Here is a 19,932-nt window from a genome sequence, read left to right on the forward strand (position 1 = left end):
AGCGCGAGGGTAAGGACTGACTGAAGAATCCTCCCCACGGGTCATGCCTTGAAAATACCATGGACAATGCATCAGGTCTGAATGAATTGGAAAGCGGGAAGTCCTCATGCGGACGAACTGTCTTCCATTGCTGCCAAGCCGACCGTGCCATGCGTGTGCCATGTATGGTGATCCGGTGATGTGTCTTGTTAAGTCAGGATATAAAGAGAGTCGGCCTTTGTCAAGAAAACGCCTATGTGCTAGTATTCCGCCATGGGCAGATTGCAATCCGAAATTGCCGCGACACAAAAAGAAATAGAGTTTGCACGAAAGGACCTTGATGCCCTTTACGGAGAGTTTGGCGAACACATCGCCTTGCTTCACCATACTTTCCCACTGCCTCTGTGCATGGAAGAATTCCATGTCTACAGCAAGAGCCTTGAGGAGTTCCGGGTATCCCAGAGCCAGCTTGATCATTTTTCTTCCCTCGTCAGGGAAGCTGATGATCATAAGAAAAGGATGGGACAGCTCAAGGAATCGCTCAAGGAACTGTCGGCACGGCGAGGGGAGGTCTTTTCCCGTGCCGGAGCCATTGCCTTTGAAGCTGCGTGGGCGGGATCTCTGCCTCATCATCTGGAACCGCTTCTACCTGCTCTGGATGCCCGCCAGCGGAGCCTTGCCGCCTTCCATGCCGTCTATGATGAATCAATCAAAGACATGCAGCATAATCCGAAAGGTTTGAAACCCGTTTTCTCCCGACTTCGGGCGACATATGCCCGCATGAAGCTATCGCGCTTGGGCAAAAGCAGCGCCAAACTGTTTCATGAGACAGGCAGGAAGCTTTATGATATGGAATGTATCGTTGACCTTCCCAGCGTCAGAACCGTTGACATCCTGAAAGAACTGAATCAGATAGACGGACAGAGTGCCGCCATAACCGAAGACTTGGAAGCAAGCCGGAAAAGGCTTGACCGCGTACAGGGGGCATTGACCGGAGAAGACGGACAGCCTGCGGGTGGGGGAGAGACAGCACGGAGGATTCAAGTCCTGACCCAAGAACGGGACGCAAAGCAGAATGTGGTTCATGCCCAAGCCGTGACATACGGCAAGGCTTTATGCCACAACGCCGCATCATGGATTCCGAACATGCCGTTGCCTGCCATTGTGATGGCAGTTTATGACCAGATACTCAAGCATGAAAGGCGGCTCTTTCGACTGGAGGAGCGGATAGTCGAACTTGGCGTTGATATCGACGTGGAGGAACTGGAGCTGCTGATTTCCCGTGATGCGGAACGTGTGGTTCATCTCAAGGATCAGATTGTATCCTACCAACGTCAAGTCGAGGACATCCTGGGAAACATTGATGAAAAGAAAAAGAAAATAACATACCTGCGTACCGAGGGGTTGCGTGAGCGGAAACAGAAAGCTTTGTTTTCTCTTGATGAGGAGACAAAACTGTCATGAGTAACCCTTCCTCCCGGCCTTTGAGTGACAAAATGAAAGCTGAGCTGGCAGCAAAGGATTATTCGGAACAAGTACGTAAGACGGCTCGACCATCTCCGAAAGACAAGCAACCGGAGTTTGACTTTGACCTTCTAGAACCTCCCCCAACGCTGGAAGATACCCGCAGGAAACTGGAACAGAAGAAAAAAACTGAAGCAACTTCCCGTCCGGTTAAATCCGTCTCAATGAAAGTCTCCATAGAAAAGAAAAAACAGCTGCGGAATGCTTCCACATCCAGCCGAACATCTGGCGCAGGGGGAGGAAAAACTTTTTCATCCCGTAGTTCATCCCGTAATTCTTCCCGCCAGGGCGATGATGCGCGGACGCTCGACCATGTCGCACGGACAGTTCGTGCCCGGTCCCGTGAGGTTCCACCAAAACAGGTGCCCCAGCCTGTGACCTCCCGGCAAAAGATGCCTGCTGAAAGGCTCTTTATTGTTTTGCTCTGCGCATTCGGAATCATGGTCATGGGGATAGCGGTTATCATTCTGGTACGTCAGATGGCCTCTAAAGCGGATACTCCGTCCCTGCTTTTTTCGTCCGTTTCATCAGCACAAAGGAAGCCTGTACCTGCTCCGGTATCTGCTCTTTCTCCGGGGACGTTGGTTCCGGTGACAATCGAGCAAGGGTGGGGGGCCGCTGCTATCGCACGACTTCTTGCTGATTCTGGCATTGTCGCTGATGCGGAAAGTTTCCTCTCGGCGGTGATGGCTGAGGGTGCCGAGTCATCACTCAAGGCAGGGGTTCATTATCTCCAGCCTGAAATGGATTTTCCGCAGCTCATATCAGTCCTGACGAAAGAGAAGGGAGATGAGGTCGAGGTAATGATTTATGCCGGACTGACGCTTTCTGAGATTGATGCCTATGTTGCCTCACGCTTCCTTGCCTTGCCGGGTGATTTCCTTGCCGCGGCGAACAGCCTTGCCAGCCATGAGGGACTGGGCTTCACCGAAGGATGGTTCATGGCAGGAACGTACAGGATTCCTGTTTCCGATGCCGCCCGTAGTTTGGCCTCGGCAATGTACCACGCGACACTCATTGAACTGAAACCTGTCCTAAAGAACATTTCCGAACAAGATATGGCTGTTGAGGAAATAATCATCATCGCCAGCATGATTACTGCTGAAACAAAGAATCCGCAGGAGATGCCGGACATCAGCGGAATTATTCACAACCGGCTGGCAGATGGCATTCCTTTGGGAATCGATGCGACCACACGCTACGAGACAGGCAACTGGTCAGAACCCATACCTGCATCGGTATTTGAAAAGAGGACGCCTTACAATACACGACGCGTCGCGGGACTTCCTCCTTCCGGCATCTGCGCGCCATCTTCCAATGCTTTGCTGGCCGCTGCCATGCCACCAAAAACATCATGGTATTATTATCTGCATGATGCGTCAGGAACCATCCATTATGCCGAAGACTATGAAGGACACAAACGGAACATTGCGGAATATCTGGGCAGATGAACAGGAGGTATGTGTATGGGCAACTTTAAAGGTGTGGCTGACACATTGTTTATACCGTTGGAGGCGCGTATCTATGTGTCAAAGAAATACCCAGAGTATTTCTATGATGAAAAAGCGCTGTCGTTGGAAAAATATATTGCCGATGATATCATTCAGAAGAAATCATCCGAATATTCGTTCATGGCTTCTGTTGCCAGATACCATAACATGGATGATATGGTGCGAACGTACATTGCACAAAATGGCACATGTAATGTTATTTATTTAGGTGCAGGCTTGGAAACAGCTTATTTTCGTTTAAATAACAAACAAGCTTTCTTTTATGAAATTGATTTACCAGAGGTTATTCATTCCCGGCGCATCGTTTTAGGGGATAATGAGAATGAATCATTGATTGGCGGTAACGCATTTGATGTGGTATGGGCCGCTCATATTGACAAGGCATTGCCTACGTTACTGCTCGCGTCCGGAGTATTCCAGTATTTCAAACAGGAGAAAATCATTAAGCTGATACACAACGTTAGAGATACTTTTGATAATGCGGAGTTCATTTTTGATGCAACAAACCAAATCGGCATAAAATACGCGAATGCGTACGTAAGAAAAACAGGAAATACGGATGCACAAATGTATTTTTATATCAATGACAGTACCGAATTTGCCCGGCAAACAGGTACGGTTCTTTTAGAAGAACGCCCATTTTTTACGCAAGCAAGGATTATGCTCGCAAAGCGATTGAAATTATATACTCGGATTGCAATGAAGGTTGCAGATGATAAAAAGAGGACAATCATTGTGCATCTGAAATTATAAAACTACCATTGCAAAATGCCGGCACCCGGACTCGAACCGGGACAGGATTGCTCCCAATAGATTTTGAGTCTATCGTGTCTACCAATTTCACCATGCCGGCTGGCATGCCGTCACACTATAAGTGAAGGGAGAAAAAAAATCAACAGAGAACTCCACTCTTAGGCACTCTTAGGCAACTTAAGCATACTTAGAAGGCAAAGAATACAATAAAACATATGCAAGACATCCACATGGAGATGTATAAAGATGCATAAAGATGTATAAAAATGTAGGGAATGGAAACGCATGTTGAATTTCACCACGGATTGATTTACCATGAAACCAGGATGCGCCCTGAGTAGGAGATATCTTATGTTTCAAAGACCTGTACGGAAAATATCCGTCCTTGCTACCATTCTTATGTTCTTCATTCTGTGCCTGCCGGTAGCAGCGGAAGGTGGATTGTCCACTGAAATTCCTCCTGTTACACAGGTATTTGATGCTTTTTCCGGCGAATTGTTTGCTTCCCCGTATCCTATTTCCTACGGTGAGGAAGGTTTTCGGACACGAATCTTGGAACGAACACAGGGGAAACGCGACCCTATCGGCCTTGTCCTTTCGGGAGGCTCCGCTCGTGCGATGGCGCATATCGGCGTCCTCATGTATATGGAAGAAGCAGGAATCATCCCCGATTTCATCATTTCCAACTCCATGGGCTCCATAGTCGCCCTGCTGTACTCCGCAGGCTTTTCCCCCAATCAAATTAGTGACATCCTGACAGAAACGGATATGAGCGGACTGTTCGACCTTGTGCTGCCCACGAAAGGGGGACTGTTGTCACTCTCCCGTTTTGAATCTCTTCTTGCGGCGCACATCGGCCATGATATGAAGATTGAAAATTCCCTTGTTCCAGTCATGATTGTAGTCGAGGACCTGGTGACGAAACGTCAGGTTCACATCATGGAAGGAGATTATGCCACGGCGCTGGCGGCCTCATTCGCCATTCCTGTGTATTTCGATCCCGTTGAGTATCGCGGCCATCTGCTGATAGACGGAGGCATCACTAATCTGACTCCGCTTTCTTTTGCGTATGAATATACTGATACGGTGATTGTTTCCACCACATTCTATGATGTCGATACGCTGAATCTCCGCAATCCTCTGACCGTCCTCAACGTGTCCCTTGATATTGGCAAACGCCGTGAGGGAGTCGCGGAAATGTACCGCTACGCGGAATCCCTCCTGTGGATACGCCCTGACGTGGAGAAAATCAGTTTCATGGAATTCTCCAAAGCAGCGGAAATCATTGGGAAGGGATATGAGGCCGCGAAAGCGCAGGGGGAAGCACTTGCCGTCCTTGCGGATTCAAGTCTTGAGGTATCCTCACTTGATCAAATACGCGCTGACAGGGCAAAGGACATCCAGCGTGTCCGTGCTCAGAAACAAATTTTCGGCCACACGACTGCTGCCCGTACTTCCGGAGCCCTGAGCTTTGGTTTTGAAAGCCATGGTTATCCCAGTAGTGGTCAATATCTTAGGGAAGATACGGCTCTGGGACTGGAATACAAGATGCTCAGCGGCGACTTGGAAGTATCAATGCTGGGTGGAGGCGGAGCCAGGATCAGGAGCAATGCTGAACTGAGCATACATCCGCTTCTTGGAGCCCATGCCGACTTCTATCCCATCAGCTTCCTGCGTCTCTCTGCTGATGTGGCAGGTTTCCTTGCCGGAAACAGCAATCTGGTGTCTGACATCTATGCGTCCGCGGGCGCCGAGTTTCGTCAAATTCTTGCGGACGGCAACTTGGTTTTGTCACTGGCCGGGATTGCCGAAATGTCTTTCCAAGTAGTCCGCAAGTCTCCTGAACAGGAATTTCTGCTGACAGCAGGGTTTTATGGTTCATGGTTTCTCCAGAACAGCCTTCTGAGCAAGCCTCTGTTTTTTTCCCTGCTGTACCAACTCTATGGACATGGCGCAAATCCACGCCTGAGGAATTTTGCCGGAGGAAACCTGTCGTCCGCCTTCCGGCTCGGTAAACTTTTCACCCTTGACGCCAAGGTCAGTGTCCGTTTTGCCTTGGACGGTCAAGGAGATGTGCCATATTTTGCCCAGGACGGATACCGGAGCAGGCTTATTTCTCTCCTGCGCCGAGGAAGGTCTTCCACGAATCTCGGTTCTCCATTCTTGGTGACTGGTTCTTTCTATGTAGGGATTGTTCCCTTTGCCGTGAATCCATCGTTTGGGGAACTGGTATTGCTCGACCAGCCGCGCTTAGGTCCCTACGTTGACCTTCTGTGGGGCGATGGCCTTGTGCCGTCTGTCGCAATAGGCATGCAGGTTGACATGACGATGAAGATTATCGGATTGAAAGAATTTCCTCTGGCCGTGTATGCTGGTTATGAATTCTCCCGCAAACAGCCGAGCAATGGTGGAATGGTCTGGGGAGTGTCGTTCAATCTATGAACGTAGCGCAATCCGTGCGTTCTGAGCAACGGGCGCATGAACTGGTGGCGCGATTGATGATGCTATCCCGCAAGGAGAACTCGCATCCGCAGTAATCTTGCCTATACAATCCCAGCTCCTTGCTCAGGGTGACGCTACGGGCGAAACCATCCTTCTTCTTGAAATCTATTTTCTCAAAGCCTTCAAACTGCTCGCCGACAGAGAAGATGGTCGCGCTTTTCTTGAATCTGCTGACTGTCAGGGTAGTGGTGAACCTGCTGAATCCAAGTTCGCTGGCTTTCTTCCACGTCTCCCTGAGATTATAGGCGAAACAGAGGGAGCATCTTTCCCCGTGTTCGGGGGCATCTTCATGTCCGGCTATTGCCTGACGCCATGCGGCATGGTTCCATTCTCCCCTGATGACAGGCAGATTGTAAAATTCCGCTACGCGGCACAGTTCACGGTAACGTTTGTCGGCTTCGGACAGAGGATAAATGTTGCTGTTGCCAAACCACACCGTAGGACGCCAGCCGTCCATGACAAGGCGTTCCAGCGCAGCGGTTGAACATGGTCCGCAGCATGCATGGAGAAGTATGCCTGGCGCGACATCAGGAATCAAGGTCATCATGGGCGTATCCTAACCTGCCAATCAGGAGACTGTAAAGACATCTTGCTCCGTACAGAAAATGTGTTTACCATTACTGAGGAGGATGTTCCATGAAACACAAATCCTTGATGATAGCCTTTGCGGTGGCGGCCGCAATTACCATAACCCTTCCTGCAACGGTTCTGCCGGGGTTGGGCAAGCTCGGTATCCTTGCCCTCCTGCTATTTCTTTTCCTATATGCCCAGCGTGCGACCTTGTTCTTTGTCCAAGGGAATCGTGAACTTTCCCGGCCAATGCCCGACATGGAAAAAGTCTGGCATTCATACGCCAGGGCGTGCAAGGCAGGTCTGCCTGCGAAGCGTCTCATCGACATTGCCAATGCGCATATCCAACGAGGGGATGTGGATGAAGGAAGAATGCTGCTCGATTCACCGGCGGTCAAAGCTTTGGAAGATGAAAAAGACCGTGCCCGGATTCAACTAATCCAGTCCATGGCGGATTTTCGTGACGGGAACCTGAAAGGAGCTGTAGCCCGTCTTGTCGGACTGCGGGAAAAAGGGATACGGGACAAAACCCTCTACATAAACCTGAGCACATATCTTTTGGCTGCCGGAGAGATGTCCCAAGCTGATGAACTTCTCGCCGAGGCACAGGATGAAGATATCTCCAGCGCGGGACTTGATGATAACCGCGGGTGGAGCGCAATCATCAAGGGAGATTGGGATGCCGCCGCAACCATATATGACGCGCTGTTCAAGGACTCAAGCCCAGGATTCCCCGAAGCGTTCCTCCATGCGGCGCAGGTGCGCTTCCACTATGCTTTGGTTGAAGACGGGTTGATATTGCTTGGAGAGGCGTTGGAGAAACGTTTCTCCTGCGTGACAGGGGCTGCTGTCCCTGTCATCCAGGACATCATCGACACTCTTTCCGATGAAGGAAAGATGAACGCGACCTTGGCAGTGCTTGAAGACAAAAGAGCCGTTGTCGCCGCGGGCGGATCCCCATGGTGATGCATGAACGCATCTGACGGGAAAATGAGGCCATGATGAAAAAATTACTGAAACTGCTGACTGGACGTCTTTTTATTTCCATCATCCTAATCGCCATCCAGCTCATTCTGATGGTCTTTGCCATTGATTACCTTGCGACTTTCAAGGTGGTGGTCCCCTTGTTCTATACATTGAGTTTTCTCATTGTTGTCTTCATCCTGTTCAGAGATGAGAATCCGGCGTACAAGATAGCATGGATGCTGCCCATCCTTGTTTTTCCAATCTACGGAGGAATCTTTTACTTGATGTTTGGGAACAAGAAGCTCCGTGCCATGAAAAGCCCCAATCTCCGTCGGCTGTCGGAGAGATACCAGAATGCCCGTGTCAACGGACCGCGGCAGGATACCGTGGTGCGTCAGGCTTTGCAGACAATGAGCCCTTTGTTCGTTCGCCAGAGCGACTATATCTTCGCAACGAGCGAATTTCCTGTCTGGAAAGATACCCAGATGGAATATTTTTCATCAGGGGAGACATTCTTTGATTCGTTGCTTGCGGAACTCAAAGCCGCCCGCAGATTCATTTTCCTGGAATTCTTCATTGTGGCATCCGGCAAAGTCTGGGACATGATATTCAGCATACTTGTCCAGAAGGTAAGGGAAGGGGTTGATGTCCGCTTCATGTATGACGATGTCGGTTCCATCACTACGATTCCCTCTGGATTTGACAAGATGTTGGCCGCCACAGGCATCAAGGTGGTGGCTTTCAATCCATTGAAGACACATCTCAACGCTCGTTTCAATTTTCGGAACCACAGGAAAATATGTGTCATCGACGGCAACATCGCCTATACCGGCGGCTTGAATCTTGCTGACGAGTACGTCAATCGCTCAATCCGGTTTGGGCACTGGAAGGATACAGGAGTGATGATCAAGGGCGACGCGGTATGGAACATGACGCTCATGTTCCTCCAGCTCTGGCTTTTCTCAACCGGTAAGGACTTGGAACTTGATGCATATCGTCCGACAAAGAAATATCCTACCGATGGCTTCGTCCAGCCCTTTGGTGATGCTCCAGGGGACAACCACAACGTAGGTGAGAACGTCTACATGCAAATCATCAATACGGCTCGACATTATGTATGGATGACGACGCCCTACCTGATTTTGGACAATGAGATGCTCACTGCCTTGAGGATAGCCGCCCAGAGCGGCATTGATGTCCGCATCATCACGCCTCATTACGCTGACAAGCCGTATGTGCATCCGGTCACTCGTTCTTATTACCGGAACCTGCTTGAGGCAGGAGTCCGCATCTATGAATATGTTCCCGGTTTCATTCATTCCAAGATGTTTGTCTGTGATGACGAGATGGCTGTCGTCGGCACGACCAACATGGATTATCGTTCCTTCTTTTTGCATTTTGAATGCGGAATCATGTTTTTCGGTTCTTCGGTGGTCATGAAGGTGAGGGACGACATCAGGGATACCTTTGAGGTCTGCGATGAAATGACGGTGGACAAGGTCGATGCGCTCTCTCTGCCCAAGAAATTTATCCAGGTTTTTTTCAAGGCATTCGCGCCACTGATGTGAGTCTCGCTGATACGCTCTTACGCTCTCAGATGTCTACGCCGAGCCATCCTTTGACCAGGAAGCCGATGCCGAAGGAGATAGCGGCGACCGACAGGCTGATACCAGCCATCTGGATAAATCGTTTGAAGAAAGGCAGACTTTTCGCCACGCTGACGTAGTAAGTGAAGAAAATGATAATCAGCAGCATGGTAGCAAGCATGATAATCAAAGCAGTCAGCCATGCGTGGGAAGGAAGGAGCAGGTAGGGGAGGATGAGCAGAGCGACGGTGACAAGGTAGGCGGCTCCCGTGTAAAGACTACTTTTCAGAGCGTTGTCCGGGGAGTCTTCGTTTTTCTTGGACAGATATTCGCTTCCCGCCATGGAGAGAGTAGCCGCTATGCCAGTAATCATACCGGAGAGCGCAATGAGCCGGGTGTTCGTCAGGGCGAGGGTCAGTCCCGCTAAAGTGCCGCTCAGCTCGACCAATGCATCGGACAGCCCAAGGACGAATGAACCGAGATATCTCAGTCTTTCCTCATCCAGCATTTCCAACAGTTGCCTTTCATGGTCTTCTTCATCGTCGGCTATGGTACGTGCTTCGGGGATCACATGCTCCCATGTGTGGTAGTTCAGGTTCGTTCGGTCTTCACGTTTTTCCATTTTTTTGATGATGAAAGTGAATCCCAGGATGAAACTGAGGAAATAGTTCCAATATACAGTGAACATGTGGGCTTTCGGCTTACTGCCGGTGTAACGTGTCCAGATATGGGCATGACGTTCTTCGTCCTTGGCAAGCTTCAATATGACAGCTTTGTTATGCTGATCTTTGACGTGGCGTCCTATCTTTGCGTAGGTCAGCATGTCGTCAGCTTCGATTCTCTGCATTTTTTTCAGAAAGGTTATTGCTTCAGCCGGTATATCGGATGTTTTTCCCATGTTTTCTCCCGTAGTGGAGCGCCCCTGCGGGACAGACGGGCGCATGCCATCTACGTGAGTATAACATCATATCCTGTGTTTTGGGAACGGCAGAGCGATGGCAAGAACAGACAAAGAACAGACAAAGAGTGGGTGTAGTGAGGATGATGGCGGGAACTCCCTGTCTCCGTTCTTTGTGCTTGACGGAAGTTACTCTATATAGATACACTTGATGCATGAATGAGGAAATGCATGACTGATTACGATGAGTTGATTGCTGTATTTGCATCGACCACTGATACTGAGAAGATGAAGCAGCTTCTGGATGAGCTGTTGACACCGCATGAGAAGAAATCTGTCCTGCTTAGGTGGAATCTCATGAATGATCTCTACCAAGGCATGCCCCAGCGCGGCATAGCCTCGAAATATGGCATAAGCCTCTGCAAGGTCACGCGTGGTTCAAGGATACTGAAACAGAAGGATTCCTACTCCCGCCGTCTCCTTTCGGATAAATATGATGATCATATACAACTATGATGAATCAAGAATCATCTCTTTGGGACATTCGGAAAACGTGTGGATTGTTTGTCTTCCGTCATAAGTATCTAGACCTTGTCTCCTTTCTCTGGCTACAATCAACGCTGATATGAAAAATAAACTCTGGAATTGGGTCTTCATCGTCGTTTCCTTGTTTGCGTTCATGGGCTACCTTGTCTGGAAAGAAGGACTGACGAACATCCGTCTGCATGTGACATCAATGGCTATAGGTTGGCTTTGGGTGGGAATCCTGTTTCAGTGGGTTTCCCATGCATGTGATGCCATGATTATCTGGAAGCTGAGCCGTGATTATCCCAATTCTCCTTCGTTTCTGACCTGTATGCGCTCCATTTTAGTCGGGAACATGCTGGGACATATCACGCCCATGATGGCGGGGAATTTTCCTGCACAGATTGCCCTGCTCACCAAGGACGGGATGAGGGCAGGTGATAGCGCGACCGTTCTCATGGCAAAGGCAATCGCCTATCAGGGAGGATATGCTTGCGTGATTATTCTCAGCGTCCTGAAAGGATGGCTGTCAGGAGGGTTCGGGTTGTCTTCCGGGATATGGTTGCTTATCTATGCCGGTATGGTCGTCAGCATCTTCGCCGTTTTGTTCTTTGTCTTGGTACTGCGGGCGCAGAAGCTCATATCAGGGATTGTGAAGGTTGTGATTCGTTTCTTGGGGAAGGTAAAAATCGTGAAGAATCCCCAACGGCTCAGCGAAAGGACTGTTGAGGAAATCACCCGGATGGGAGAGAATGTGCGCGGGATGAAGACGACGTTTTCCTCATGGGTGGGCTTGATCGCTCTTGGCTTCTTGCAGGTTGCTTTCACCATGGTGTTCACCTACGCCGTATACCGGAGCCTGCGACTGTCTGGGGAATCAATCATAGATGTCGGGGCACTTCAATCTTTTGCTTCTTTAATTCACGCCTACGTGCCCATCCCAGGAGGACTGGGACTCGGAGATAGCATATTCCTTCAAATCATGGGTACGGTGATGGGAGAGAGGAATGTAGACTTTGCCATGGTCGTCTGGAGATTGCTGGCTTTTTATCTGCCCATCATGTATGGTGTGGTTGCATTCGGAATAAAAAAGAAGCAGAAGCCGGTTCCTGACGCGAGTGCGGCTTAAAGTAATATCTTGTCGCTATATCCGGCCTGAGACACAGTTATGCATGGAGGTAAGATTACATGGATACTCCTCTATATACCGTTGGTCAGTTCTGTGAAGCATATCCACCAGTGATGGACGGAGTTGCCAACGTCCTGATGAATTATGTCTCGAATCTGAGGAAAATGAACGTGGATGCCAGGTCGATAGTCTCAGGTTCAGAGGCGGATGTCGAGTCCGACAGGGACGCCGGGGATTTTCATGTCTTGCGTGCCCGTCTGTACCCATTGCCGGGTATGAAGCCGTATGGGGCTGTATCATACCCTCGTCGTTTTAGAAAGGCTCTTGATGATATCAATTTTGATATTGTCCACGCCCATGAGCCGGCTTTTCTTGGACGACTGGCATATAAGATTGCCAGAAAAAGGAACATTCCTTTCGTCATCACCTTCCATACGCAAATCAAGGATGACATCAAGTCTGTGGTCAAAAGCACGTGGATGACGGAAAAGATACTATCCATGGGCATGAAAATTTATGACAAGGCTGATGAAGTATGGGTTCCCAGTAAAGAAGCCCTGGATGTCATACGTTCCTATGGCTATCAGGGGCCTGCGACCATCATGATGAACTGCACGGATTTTGTACCTCCGGATGATACTCTGTATGCATCAATGCGGGACACCGGACGCAAGGCTTATATGAAAGATTCATCCCTTCCTCTTTTGGTTTATCTGGGACAGCAGAGCGTGAAAAAGAACATTCCTTTTTTCCTTGATGCCTTGGCAAGCATTGCCAGGGACGGGGATGAATTTGAGATGCTCATGGTGGGGGAGGGGCCTGACAAGAAATCATTCGAGACATATGTGGAAGCGCACGGACTGGGGAAGAAAGTACATTTTCTGGGACGAATCACCGATCGGGAAAAGGTCAAGACGGTCTTGGCAAGCTCCGATGTGATGATTTTCCCGTCCTTGTATGATGTCGCCAGCATAGCCATACGTGAGGCCGCGGCGTATCGTCTCCCTGTCATTGGTATTGAAGGATCCTGTACATCCTCAATCATTGAGAACGGCAAGAATGGATATCTGTCAGCCAATGACAGGCAGGCGTTCATCTCTCTCCTGCGGCATGCCATCAGGGAACCGGAGGAAAGAGCACGGCTAGGACTCTCTGCTCGTGATACCATCTATCACAGCTGGGCGGAGGTCGTTGGCGTTGTAGATGAACGGTATCGCAGTTTAATCAACGGATACCGTTCCCGTCAGGGAAAAGCTCCGTTGGTTTAGTCTGCTGCCAGTGCAGCAGCGACTGCTTTGTTCGTGTCATTGACCGCAATGATAGTGGTGTGTTCAGCGGCTGTTCTTGCGGAAAGGACGTCCATCTTTGCCGACCAGTACGGAAGGCTTTTTTTCTTTCTTGAAAGATCTGCCCTTGCCACTGCCACCATCGGCGGTGTATTTCCCATGAGAACGTCGTTTTTCCCCGTAACCAGACCGTGCAGAGTCGTTTTCCTTTTCTGCTCGTTCTCGTCCGCCATGGTATCCTGCTTCGTCTTTGAAGTCGTACCGATCCGTGCGCCGTGGTCGATCCTGATATGCTTTTCTGGAAGGAGTTCTGCGGTGGAATGAAGAAGATGACGGCTCAGGTTTTGCCTTGGTGACAAGCGGACCTTCACCTTCCGGCGCGTTGAGGGCAAAAATATCTATGACCGCTTTTGCATCGTCGGGAGTCGCCGATGCAAAGGAGTACGTAGTGCCGATGTCTATGTCCGACAGACGGGAGACTGAACCATTGGTGGCATTGGAAACATATTCTTGGAGCAGTTCCCTGTTCAAGCCGTCCTTGGTTCCCCGTGAAATGAACAGGCGTACCAAACCGCTTTCCGGATCAACTGTCTCGGCGAATCGTCCTTTCCTCCTGCCTGTGGCGTCGGAGCTGAGGTATGTGTACCGGGATTCGTCCAAGGCATTCTTGTTGAGACCTGTGAGCAGGGCGGCTACGACATCTTCCGCTGCATGGCTTTCCAGCAAATGGCGCGCAAGAGGCCGGAACTGGTCACTTTCCGCCACGGTCAGCAGGCTCTCCGTTTCCGTAGCGATACGGTTTCTCTTTGCCTCCATGATATCACTGATGGCCGGCACGGTTTCCCTGTGTATTTCCGTATGGGCTATCCGCTGGATGTACTTGAGCTTTGAATATTCCCGTGGCGTGATGAACGTGACTGCTGTACCGGAACGTCCTGCTCGTCCGGTACGACCAATCCGGTGGATATAAGCCTCCGGATTCTGCGGTATGGAATAATTGATTACATGGGTCAGGTCAGGAATATCAATGCCCCGTGCGGCTACATCGGTCGCGACCAGTACGGAGAGCTGTCTCCTGCGGAACCTATTGAGGATTGCTTCCCTCTGCTTCTGTGACAGATCCCCGTGCAGGGCATCGGCATCCTGTCCGCGGGCGACCAGCTTTTCGGTCACTTCATCACATTGAAGTTTCGTGCGGCAGAAGACAAGACCGTAGAAATCCACCGCGACATCAATGACCCGGCACAATGCTTCCAGCTTGTCGCTTTCCCTGACCTCGTAGCAGACTTGGTTGGTGAGCAAGTTGGTCATGTCTTGGGAAACGACCCGCACAATCTTCGGATCCTTCATGAAACGTTGGGCGAGATTCTGTATGGGTGCGGGCATGGTTGCGGAAAAGCAGAGCATCCGCTTGTCCGCAGGAGTACGGGACAATATGTTTTCAATATCTTCAATGAAGCCCATGTCAAGCATCTCATCGGCTTCGTCCAGAACCATGAATTTCAGGTTCTCCAAATTCAGCGTACCTCTGTCCAGATGATCCTGGACACGTCCAGGCGTTCCGACGACAATCTGCACACCTCTGTGGAGCTGCCGCAACTGGAGGGACATGGAAGCCCCGCCGTAAATGGCTGCTATGGACAAGCCAGAGGATGGACGCATGCTGGATATCTCGTCAGCCACTTGGACAGCAAGCTCACGGGTAGGAGCAAGGATTAAGGCTTGTACGGTTGAATCATGTTCATCTACGGTTTCCAAAATGGGGATGCCGAATGCGGCAGTCTTGCCTGTGCCTGTGCGGGCCTGTCCGATAACATCGGTTTTTTCATGGAGGAGAAGGGGAATACATTCCTTCTGTATTTGAGTGGGTTCTTCGAATCCTTTCTTTTTCAGCACGTCGAGGGTGCGCGCGGACAGTCCAAGGTCCGCGAAAGTAACTGTGTCTGGCATAAAGCTCCAATATATCGGGTTTTGGGATTGATGTGTCGTCCATTCTAGGAGACATAAATAGTCACGATACCACAGTAATATAATGAATTAGCTCAGTCTATGCAAGTAGTTGCTCCGGTAATCCGCCGTTCTTCGATGAATCCGGAGAAAGATTCTATCCATATTTCCTTCCCAATGGAGGGACAGAATCTTCCTGAAACCCTTCCGAACAGGCGGCTTGGTTCCGTCTGGTTGGAAAAAGCCGGAATAAAACGGATGTTGAGCATCCCTGCGTCATCATGGATTTCTGCGTTCAGAAGTCCATCATACTCATGCGCTTCCCAGATGATACCGGAAAGATTGTAGGTTTTCCCTTCATAGGAAATAAAAGAATGCCGCTCGCCACTGCCGGAGCGGGATGTCATGGCGAGAGAAATACTGCATGCCGCGCCATCATGAATACCTGTTGCATTCAGCACGGGAGATTTCTTCAACCGGACACGACCTTTCTTCCGGCACCAATCAAGCGCAGCCCAGGCTGAATCAGGACTGAACGCCTCCATGTCCTCTCCCAGGCGCAGGGTTCCGCTGACTGGCATGCCTGTTATGGTTCCCATCCAGCACGACCGTTGATTGGAAGACGCCTTACGAAGGCTCATGTCTTTGTTCTGTTTTTCGTAGATTCCCTGGAGCAGTATGATGTTGACATCAAGTCCTACGCGACCATCCGGAAGTTTGAGGGAAGGGCATGCGAACAGAAGATGCCTCTTGTTGCCACGCACGACAAAGGCCGCCCTGAGGACAGGGTTTGCCCATGTGATGTAGCCGTCTTCAGTTGAAACATGACTGAGGATTGTCGAATGTCGGAAACGGCGTCGGAAACCCATTGCATGGGCGACATCGTTTTTCTTCATATCAGCGAATGCAATCATGACAGTTTCCTTATGACCGGTACAGGAAACCTCCACAATGAGCATGTATCTGCCATCAGCTGCTGTGATGACATAGCGTTCCCATCCGGAAAGAGCGAAGCGTTTGTGTGTTGCCAAGGACTGTCTCTCCTTCATGTCCCGTGTCATTCCTCCTGTATAAAAAAGGCTGTTGCATCATCAGATACGCAACAGCCCTGGCACGTGTCTTTCTTAGGTGCTGCTATCGTGAGCTGCCTAGACCCAGGATATGGGAGAAGAAAGCCGACATGAAATTATCCTGGAGTTTGTCCGATGCCAACACCGTACCAATTGCATCTTGGGCGACAAGCTGTTGGGTGATGTATGGTGAATCGTAGAAAAGATCCAGATATGACTTCATGTCTTCATCATATGCATCATCCCCGGTCTGCGCCACAATGTAAGTCGTTCCGGCTTTATACGGACCAAGCGTTGTGCCGGAAGGCGCGGTGAACAGTTCCTTGTGGATGGTTGAGTCCTCTGCCGCAATGCTCAGGAATCCCACTGGATCGGTCGTGCTCAGAGAGAAAGTCATCAACTGGCTGTCGCTCACATTCACCGGAGTCGTCGCGACGACCGTAACATCAAAGGAAGCAGCCTCGGCGGCATCAACGAATGACGTGGCGGAAGCAGCAGTCAAGAAAGTCTGAGCTTCTTCACGCAGGACAGCATCCATCCGTTCCGGATCTGCCTGGGCTATGCGCGTCTTGATTAGGGAAAGGACGCCAGGATCTGAATAATCGGCTTCCTGTGCTGCGGCATCAATCCGCAGGAGAGCATACCCTAAGCTGACGGCCACAGGTCCGACCAAGGCTCCGTCTGATGAGGAAAGAACCAAGGCTCTGTCTATATCTTGCGTGATGAACTGGGAAAGCTCATAGCCGCGGAATGTCCCTGCCGCACCACCATTCTGGGCATATCCATCGATGCTGTTGGCGGTCGCCGCATCTTCAAAGGACAGCGTACCGGACTCAATCTGAGACTTGAGTGAAAGCGCGAGCGTCTCATCAGCTACGGTAATCCGTGAAATTCCGACTTGAGAGAATGCTTCGGGATTCTGGGTGGCGTATTCTACTGCCAGTGCATCAGGATATGAGTCAGTGGTGAAAGAGACGTATTCAAAATCCCTGACAGTGGCAGCCGCATCGGAGATGTAGTTTTTCTCAGCGGAAGAAACGCGGACTGTGTACAGGTCGCTGATGATGATTTGTGTAGGCAGTTGTTCCTGGACGTTTTTCTTGATGTAACTTTTCTGCAAGGCAGGAGTGCTATTGTAGATTGTCGCGTCAAACACACCTTGGTCATTCGTGTAATATCCGCTTTCCCGGATATATTGGGCTACAAGCTGTTCCATGCCTGCGGTCTTGTCCAGCCCGGCTTTCTTCGCCAAGGCATTGGCGGCTACAAAGAACACTTCGTTCTGATAAGCGGAGTTCCAAAGCTGGTAAAGCTGGTTGTAATCAGAAGCCGCATTAGGATTCTGGCTCATCAGTCCCTGCACTTGGTTGGCGAAATGGTTGCCTGACCCGCTGGGAGATACCTCATAGGCAACATCGATGCCATCATACGTTCCGAACACCACCTTGTACCCGGAGGATGCCCTGGTAAACGTGGAAGGCAGCACCATGATGATGGCAAGCAGGACAAGCACGATGACACCCAAGAGCCAACCGATGCTTTTTTTACTCTTTGAAGACTTATGCCCAGGTTTCTGTTTCTGCTTTCTGTCTGTTTCGATGTTCTTCGATGACTTTTGTACGAACTCCACGACCTTGGAGGAGTCTACGCTGTCTTTGGTGTCATTGGTATTGTTGTCGGAAGGCATGCTGACCTCTTTGAAAGGAAAATTCCGTCTATGACGCTTGTATATAGAATACCATGAGAAAATACCATGTACAAACAGAGCTGTCAATGAAACGGGGCGCGCGCAGCTTCAAGTCGGCTTCACGTACAGTCGCGGACGACGGTTTCCGGAGGCGTGTCGAGCATGGATGGATTCGCCAGGTACCTGCGCAGCCTCTTCAGGCATGAAGCAAAGTAAAAACCATCGCAGATGCGCTCATCCGTGACGACGGTATAATCTATGTATTTCTTCTCTTTAAGTGCGCCATCGCTGTCGAGGACTTTTACCGGTCGTTTTGTTCCAAAGGCAATGAATACGGGCACAGTACCGAAATTATACAGATGGTGATGGATTGGAGGAATGCCGAGCGAGGCCATTGAAGTAATGAACATGGAACCATGGAAAGGACTGACCTTGATGATGGCGTGGGGAAGTTTGCCGAAGTAGTCGAGGGTCTTGAGGAACCACACGGCGAATTTTTTCAGGAGGCCGGGTATGGTGTTCACGATTTTCGCAGTGTTGTCGAAGTTCGTGTTGGCAGTTTTGATGGTCTGCTGGAGGACTTCGGTGAATTTCCGGTATACGTCCGTCGCGGTATCTTCAGGCGCAAATCTTATCTTGATGACAGTGGTCGTCTCGTTGATGTTCATTTCTCTTTTTATGGCGATGTTGACAGTGATGTCATGGGCGGCGAATACCTTCTGTCCGGCGATGAACCTGTTCACCCGCGGACATTGCGATACAAGGCGTACATATGCGGCAATGATGAGATGCAGTATACCAAAGCCTTCATAGCCTTCGGTACGCTTATGCCTTACATAGCGATCCGCTGCGGTACATTCGAAGCTATCAGTGATGAGGTTCTGGGAATCATTGCGCCCGACCATTATGTAAGGTGAGACCGTGTCATAGGGCGCCAGCGTCCTGAGTCGCCGTCCATCCCTCCTGTCACCCCATCTCCTCCGGTAACCAGAGGCTGCTGGGGCATTTTCCATGTTTGTTATGTTTCCGTCAGGGAATGTAGCCATTTCCTTACTGTACACGATGTCAATTACTTATGCTACTGATGAGGGCACAAAGTGAGAGTAAGCAATGCTGAGATGACTTGTTTTGGATTTATTCTTTCAATCCAGACATAGCTAAATAAACCAAACTTACCAGCAAGTGGGTACGTAAGTGGGTACACAAGCAAAAAATTCGTTTGAGAAAAATTAACAACCTGTTCATAATTCTTTATACACAAACAGGTTACAAAATCGGGCAAAGTGGATTCGAACCACCGACCCCTTGGTCCCGAACCAAGTGCGCTAGCCCCTGCGCTACTGCCCGCCGTTCAATTCCGGCATGTGCCGGACGGTAACGGACTATATCTTTTAGACATGGAATTGTCAATGCTTGAGGTTGTCGCTTTATTTTTGCGTCTTATTTTGACCTTATTTTCAAATTCCTTTGACAATAAGGTATTTTGCCATGTGTCTGCTGCATAACGATGATAATGCACCATCAAAATACTATTGCTTGATAAGCGTTCCCGCGCCGACTTCCATGCCGCTGATTGTCCATGTCCATTTCATGGTTGTATCGGAAAGCCGCGTATAGACATATGAGACGGATTGGCGTGTGCCGAAATAGGTGATGGATATGGTAAGTGAATACACATCCTTGTCAACCAAAGCGGACACAGGTGTTCCCTGAGACTTGCTTATTTCCTTGAAATCAATCGTATCTGAAGCGGTGATGACGCGGACGTTATCATGTGTTACTACATGGGTGGTTGAAAAAAACTTGTCTTCCCAGGTTCCGATTGCCCATGAAGGAGGATTTATTCCCGTTCCGTTGTTTGAGCTTCCATCATTCGCGCTGATTACCATGGAAACAAAAAATAACCCTATTAAGAAAACCATTATCCTTTTCATCACGCCACCCCATAGCCACAGTATGGATTAAGAAAGCCACCATGCGCTTTTACTGAATCATACAA

At 49.9% G+C, this 19,932-nt stretch carries 16 protein-coding genes and 2 tRNA genes; 9 read left to right on the top strand and 9 right to left on the bottom strand.

Going from position 1 to position 19,932, the window contains the following annotated elements; translation table 11 throughout:
• The first annotated feature begins 252 nt into the window (after positions 1–252).
• From SPICO_RS01450 to SPICO_RS01460, 3 genes are read left to right on the top strand one after another with little or no spacing between them, the layout of a single operon-like run.
• Positions 253–1,443: a hypothetical protein gene (locus SPICO_RS01450; RefSeq protein WP_013738920.1), complete on the top strand. Its 1,191-nt coding sequence runs from the start codon at positions 253–255 to the stop codon at positions 1,441–1,443.
• On the top strand, positions 1,440–2,954 hold the full coding sequence (gene mltG, locus SPICO_RS01455) for an endolytic transglycosylase MltG (RefSeq protein WP_013738921.1): 1,515 nt from the start codon (positions 1,440–1,442) through the stop codon (positions 2,952–2,954). Before SPICO_RS01450 ends, mltG begins: the two co-directional genes overlap by 4 nt.
• 15 nt (positions 2,955–2,969) lie before the next feature.
• Entirely contained in the window at positions 2,970–3,767 is a 798-nt protein-coding gene (locus tag SPICO_RS01460) for a class I SAM-dependent methyltransferase (RefSeq protein WP_013738922.1), read from the top strand.
• Positions 3,768–3,783: 16 nt separating this feature from the next.
• On the opposite strand, the gene SPICO_RS01465 is transcribed toward SPICO_RS01460, so the two are convergent.
• Positions 3,784–3,867, bottom strand: a tRNA-Leu gene (locus SPICO_RS01465).
• A 251-nt stretch (positions 3,868–4,118) separates the two neighbouring features.
• On the opposite strand from SPICO_RS01465, the gene SPICO_RS01470 reads away from it, so the two are divergent.
• A complete protein-coding gene (locus SPICO_RS01470) occupies positions 4,119–6,209 on the top strand; it encodes a patatin-like phospholipase family protein (RefSeq protein WP_013738923.1) in 2,091 nt (696 codons plus the stop codon).
• Here the strand turns inward: SPICO_RS01470 and SPICO_RS01475 are convergent.
• The gene (locus SPICO_RS01475) at positions 6,199–6,816 is read right to left on the bottom strand and encodes an epoxyqueuosine reductase QueH (RefSeq protein WP_013738924.1); all 618 of its coding nucleotides are present in this window, start codon (positions 6,814–6,816) and stop codon (positions 6,199–6,201) included. The two genes, SPICO_RS01470 and SPICO_RS01475, sit on opposite strands and share 11 nt — an antisense overlap.
• A gap of 89 nt (positions 6,817–6,905) precedes the next feature.
• On the opposite strand from SPICO_RS01475, the gene SPICO_RS01480 reads away from it, so the two are divergent.
• Together SPICO_RS01480 and cls are read left to right on the top strand one after the other, a co-directional pair.
• Complete coding sequence (locus SPICO_RS01480) at positions 6,906–7,805, top strand: tetratricopeptide repeat protein (RefSeq protein WP_013738925.1); 900 nt, start codon at positions 6,906–6,908, stop codon at positions 7,803–7,805.
• Between the two features lie 32 nt (positions 7,806–7,837).
• Complete coding sequence (gene cls, locus SPICO_RS01485; protein ID WP_148228978.1) at positions 7,838–9,373, top strand: cardiolipin synthase; 1,536 nt, start codon at positions 7,838–7,840, stop codon at positions 9,371–9,373.
• Positions 9,374–9,398: 25 nt separating this feature from the next.
• On the opposite strand, the gene SPICO_RS01490 is transcribed toward cls, so the two are convergent.
• On the bottom strand, positions 9,399–10,289 hold the full coding sequence (locus tag SPICO_RS01490; protein ID WP_013738927.1) for a VIT1/CCC1 transporter family protein: 891 nt from the start codon (positions 10,287–10,289) through the stop codon (positions 9,399–9,401).
• A 231-nt stretch (positions 10,290–10,520) separates the two neighbouring features.
• On the opposite strand from SPICO_RS01490, the gene SPICO_RS01495 reads away from it, so the two are divergent.
• From SPICO_RS01495 to SPICO_RS01505, 3 genes are all read left to right on the top strand, one after another.
• Positions 10,521–10,805: a Trp family transcriptional regulator gene (locus SPICO_RS01495; protein WP_013738928.1), complete on the top strand. Its 285-nt coding sequence runs from the start codon at positions 10,521–10,523 to the stop codon at positions 10,803–10,805.
• A 109-nt stretch (positions 10,806–10,914) separates the two neighbouring features.
• Positions 10,915–11,943 (top strand): lysylphosphatidylglycerol synthase transmembrane domain-containing protein, encoded by a 1,029-nt coding sequence (locus SPICO_RS01500; protein WP_013738929.1) that lies wholly within the window; start codon positions 10,915–10,917, stop codon positions 11,941–11,943.
• A 59-nt stretch (positions 11,944–12,002) separates the two neighbouring features.
• Positions 12,003–13,211, top strand: coding sequence for a glycosyltransferase (locus SPICO_RS01505; protein ID WP_013738930.1), 1,209 nt, complete (start codon positions 12,003–12,005; stop codon positions 13,209–13,211).
• A 63-nt stretch (positions 13,212–13,274) separates the two neighbouring features.
• On the opposite strand, the gene SPICO_RS01510 is transcribed toward SPICO_RS01505, so the two are convergent.
• The 6 genes from SPICO_RS01510 to SPICO_RS01535 all read right to left on the bottom strand — a co-directional run bounded on the left by SPICO_RS01510 (position 13,275) and on the right by SPICO_RS01535 (position 19,870).
• Positions 13,275–15,179, bottom strand: a complete 1,905-nt coding sequence (locus SPICO_RS01510; protein ID WP_013738931.1) for a DEAD/DEAH box helicase — start codon at positions 15,177–15,179, stop codon at positions 13,275–13,277.
• Between the two features lie 92 nt (positions 15,180–15,271).
• On the bottom strand, positions 15,272–16,207 hold the full coding sequence (locus SPICO_RS09640) for a DUF2804 family protein (RefSeq protein WP_169310038.1): 936 nt from the start codon (positions 16,205–16,207) through the stop codon (positions 15,272–15,274).
• Between the two features lie 103 nt (positions 16,208–16,310).
• Positions 16,311–17,933 carry a peptidylprolyl isomerase gene (locus SPICO_RS01520; protein ID WP_013738933.1) on the bottom strand — a complete coding sequence of 541 codons (1,623 nt, stop codon included), beginning with the start codon at positions 17,931–17,933 and terminating at the stop codon, positions 16,311–16,313.
• Positions 17,934–18,052: 119 nt separating this feature from the next.
• Positions 18,053–18,946 carry a hypothetical protein gene (locus tag SPICO_RS01525; protein ID WP_052295812.1) on the bottom strand — a complete coding sequence of 298 codons (894 nt, stop codon included), beginning with the start codon at positions 18,944–18,946 and terminating at the stop codon, positions 18,053–18,055.
• A 261-nt stretch (positions 18,947–19,207) separates the two neighbouring features.
• Positions 19,208–19,280 (bottom strand) — tRNA-Pro (locus SPICO_RS01530).
• A 182-nt stretch (positions 19,281–19,462) separates the two neighbouring features.
• The gene (locus tag SPICO_RS01535) at positions 19,463–19,870 is read right to left on the bottom strand and encodes a hypothetical protein (protein ID WP_215904623.1); all 408 of its coding nucleotides are present in this window, start codon (positions 19,868–19,870) and stop codon (positions 19,463–19,465) included.
• Between the last annotated feature and the right edge of the window lie 62 nt (positions 19,871–19,932).

Source organism: Parasphaerochaeta coccoides DSM 17374, assembly GCF_000208385.1.
GTDB classification, from domain to species: domain Bacteria; phylum Spirochaetota; class Spirochaetia; order Sphaerochaetales; family Sphaerochaetaceae; genus Parasphaerochaeta; species Parasphaerochaeta coccoides.

What these genes read in the sequence shown, in the direction of transcription:
- SPICO_RS01520 (WP_013738933.1), bottom strand. Translation starts at nt 17,933, where the DNA reads ATGCCTTCCGACAACAATACCAATGACACCAAAGACAGCGTAGACTCC.
- cls (WP_148228978.1), top strand. Translation starts at nt 7,838, where the DNA reads ATGATGAAAAAATTACTGAAACTGCTGACTGGACGTCTTTTTATTTCC.
- SPICO_RS01450 (WP_013738920.1), top strand. Translation starts at nt 253, where the DNA reads ATGGGCAGATTGCAATCCGAAATTGCCGCGACACAAAAAGAAATAGAG.
- SPICO_RS01470 (WP_013738923.1), top strand. Translation starts at nt 4,119, where the DNA reads ATGTTTCAAAGACCTGTACGGAAAATATCCGTCCTTGCTACCATTCTT.
- SPICO_RS01480 (WP_013738925.1), top strand. Translation starts at nt 6,906, where the DNA reads ATGAAACACAAATCCTTGATGATAGCCTTTGCGGTGGCGGCCGCAATT.
- SPICO_RS01495 (WP_013738928.1), top strand. Translation starts at nt 10,521, where the DNA reads ATGACTGATTACGATGAGTTGATTGCTGTATTTGCATCGACCACTGAT.
- SPICO_RS01525 (WP_052295812.1), bottom strand. Translation starts at nt 18,946, where the DNA reads ATGGAAAATGCCCCAGCAGCCTCTGGTTACCGGAGGAGATGGGGTGAC.
- mltG (WP_013738921.1), top strand. Translation starts at nt 1,440, where the DNA reads ATGAGTAACCCTTCCTCCCGGCCTTTGAGTGACAAAATGAAAGCTGAG.
- SPICO_RS01475 (WP_013738924.1), bottom strand. Translation starts at nt 6,816, where the DNA reads ATGATGACCTTGATTCCTGATGTCGCGCCAGGCATACTTCTCCATGCA.
- SPICO_RS01490 (WP_013738927.1), bottom strand. Translation starts at nt 10,289, where the DNA reads ATGGGAAAAACATCCGATATACCGGCTGAAGCAATAACCTTTCTGAAA.
- SPICO_RS01500 (WP_013738929.1), top strand. Translation starts at nt 10,915, where the DNA reads ATGAAAAATAAACTCTGGAATTGGGTCTTCATCGTCGTTTCCTTGTTT.
- SPICO_RS01505 (WP_013738930.1), top strand. Translation starts at nt 12,003, where the DNA reads ATGGATACTCCTCTATATACCGTTGGTCAGTTCTGTGAAGCATATCCA.
- SPICO_RS01510 (WP_013738931.1), bottom strand. Translation starts at nt 15,179, where the DNA reads ATGCCAGACACAGTTACTTTCGCGGACCTTGGACTGTCCGCGCGCACC.
- SPICO_RS01460 (WP_013738922.1), top strand. Translation starts at nt 2,970, where the DNA reads ATGGGCAACTTTAAAGGTGTGGCTGACACATTGTTTATACCGTTGGAG.